The organism is Nocardia farcinica, from assembly GCF_029867845.1.
Lineage (GTDB): Bacteria > Actinomycetota > Actinomycetes > Mycobacteriales > Mycobacteriaceae > Nocardia > Nocardia farcinica_A.
The window spans coordinates 1-2581 of the sequence record NZ_JARWRU010000418.1; the positions used below are offsets into that span (position 1 = coordinate 1).

Below are 2581 nucleotides of genomic sequence, written 5' to 3' on the forward strand. Positions count from 1 at the left end.
GAGCTGACCCGCGCGGGCGGGCGCACGGTGGTCCGGGTGCGCGCCGTCGCCGCCCCCGGCCTGACCGGCGATGTCCCCGCCCACCTGCGGCCGCACGCCCTCGTCGCCACCGGCTCCGGCGCCGTGGCGACGGCCCTCGCGCTGTCCGGTGACGCCTGGGCCGGGATCGCGGAGACCGACTCGCAGACCGTCACGGGCGTCGAGATCCACGTCCCCGGCGTCGGCCCCGCCGTCGCCGAGCCGAGCGAGACCCAGCCGCGCCGGACCCAGCCGCGCGAGACCGGCTCGATCGAGGCCGAGGCCCGCGCCCGTATCCGCGCACTCGCCGTCGAACGGCTCGCCCGCGCCGCCGCCGAGTCCGAGGCGGGCGCACCCGTCGGCACCGACGATCCGGCCCTGCTCGCGGAAATCGCCGCCGCCGCCGCGGATTCGGACTTCTGACATGTGCCGAGACAACCGGGACGCGACGCCCGCCGGCCTGGACCTGCTCCAGCGAGGCGCCGCCGCCTACCGGTCCGGCAACCCGGCCGAGGCCCTGCGCCTGTTCGAGCAGGCCGCCCGCACCGGCGCCGCGGGCGTCCGCGCCAGTGCCCTGATCAACGCCGCCGCCATGCTCGACGAACTCGGCGACCATCACACCGCCCTCGCCCGCTACCGCGAGGCCCTGGCCACCCTGCCCGCCGACGCCGTGGAGAAGCGGATCTCCGCGCTGATCAACTACTCTCAGGCCCTGCAACACCTCGGCGCTCTGGACGAGGCCCAAACCGCTCTGGAGCAGGCCCGCGCCCTCCTCGCCGAGGACGACGACCTCCCCGGCCACCTGCGCATGGCCTGCCTGACCTCCTCGACCGCCGTCGCCTTCCACCGCGCCCAGTGGCCACGGGTGATCGAACTGGCCACCGAATCCCTCGACGCCGCCGTCCGTTTCGCCCCCGAACTGAGCGGCCACCCGCTGATGAATCTCGCGGGTGCCTACTTCGAAACCGGCCGCACCGACCTGGGCATCGACTTCGCCCGCCAGGCGCTGGCCGCCTTCGAGTCCGCGGGCGACACCAACGCTCTCGCGGAGAGCCGGCAGGATCTGGCCGTCCTGCTGTCGCGCACCGGCCACCTGGACGAGGCCGAGGATCTGCTGCTCGCGAGCCAGGAGTACTTCGACCGCGCAGGCCTGGCCCATCGCGCGGGGATCGGCCTGAAGAATCTCGGCTACCTGGCCGAACGCCGCGCCGACCCGGACCGCGCCGACCAGCTCTACCGGCGTGCCCTCGAACACCTCGAATCCTCCGGCGCCGTCCTCGACGCCGCCGCCGTCCGCACCCGCCTCGCCACCGTCGCCTACCTTCGCGGCGACATGGCGACCGGCCGCGACCTGCTCGCCGTCGCCCGCCGCGCCTATGCCGATCGTGGTCTCGGCCTGCACTGCGCCCAGCTCGACTACTGGCACGCCGCCCTGCTCGAAACCATCGTCGACGCCACCGCCCGCCCGGCGCCCGAACTGCTCGCTCTCGGCCGCGACCTGGCCGTCCCCGCCGCCATCACCATCGACGCCGTCCGGTATCGCCTGCCCAACGGCCATCAGCGGGAACGCTGGAACCGCGAGATCGCCGAACCCGCCATGCGCCTGGCCTTCCGCTTCGCCGCCCTCTGCGGCGACGGCCCCCTCGTGGCCGACCTGATCGAAACCCGCTGCGCCGGAACCACCGTCGACCTGTCCGGCGCCGAACCGCCGCGGCGCCCGGAACTCCCGCCGGAGCCGCTGTCCCCTGAACTCGCCGCCTCCGAACCCACCGAGCCCGAAGCCACCGACCCCGGTGGCGCGCCGCCCCTGCGGCTCGGCGCCGCCCTCGCCCACATCGCCGCCGCCGCGGGCCTGCCCGTCACCCCGCCGCCTCGCCTCGCGCTCGCCCCCGACGGTCACATCGCCCTCGCCCACCACATCGCCGCCGCCGAACAGCGCTACGGCCTGCCCGTGCGCACCGATCAGATCCTCATCACATGACCGCGACCCGGCCCACGATCGTCGTCCGCATGGCCGACGCGGACGACCTCTACCTCTCCTGGCGTCACACCGACGACCCGCGACAGCGCGGCGTGTCGGTCCTGCCCGGCGGCGACGTGGACGACGCCGTCCGCGCCCTCACCGCGGCGCTGCCCGACCCGGGCGTCCCCGGCTCCATCGAAACCGCCCTCACCACCGGCGCGTTCGCCGACCGGACGCGCGAACACGAACTCGCCCAGGCACTCTCACGCGCCCTGCTGCCCCACCCCCTGGCGGTGCGGCTGCACGACCTGCACACCAGGGGCATCCGCCCGCACCTGCGCATCCACCCCTCCCCGCGCGTCGCCCAGATCCCCTGGGAAGTCCTCGCCCCCGACCCCGGCCTGCGCCTGCTCGACATCGCCGACCTCAGCCTGCTGGCCCCCGCGGGCGTCGTCCACACCCCCTCCCGGACCGCCCGCGCGTGGAGCACCGACCGCCAGCTGCCGGTGGTCGCGATCCTCGACCCCCGCGTCCCCGGTTTCCGCGCCGACACTGCACTCGGCTCGGTCCTCCGCCGCGTGAGCCCCCCCCCCCCCCACA

The 2581-nt window shown here is 75.4% G+C and carries 1 protein-coding gene and 2 pseudogenes; all 3 read left to right on the forward strand.

Features of this window, described 5'->3' with window-relative positions; translation table 11 throughout:
* Positions 1–441: pseudogene (locus QH283_RS08930) on the forward strand (hypothetical protein); the annotation flags it as partial.
* 1 nt (position 442) lies between these two features.
* Positions 443–1999, forward strand: a complete 1557-nt coding sequence (locus QH283_RS08935) for a tetratricopeptide repeat protein (protein ID WP_280502548.1) — start codon at positions 443–445, stop codon at positions 1997–1999.
* Positions 1996–2581, forward strand: a pseudogene (locus QH283_RS08940) (CHAT domain-containing protein); the annotation flags it as partial. The gene QH283_RS08935 and the pseudogene QH283_RS08940, both read left to right, overlap by 4 nt.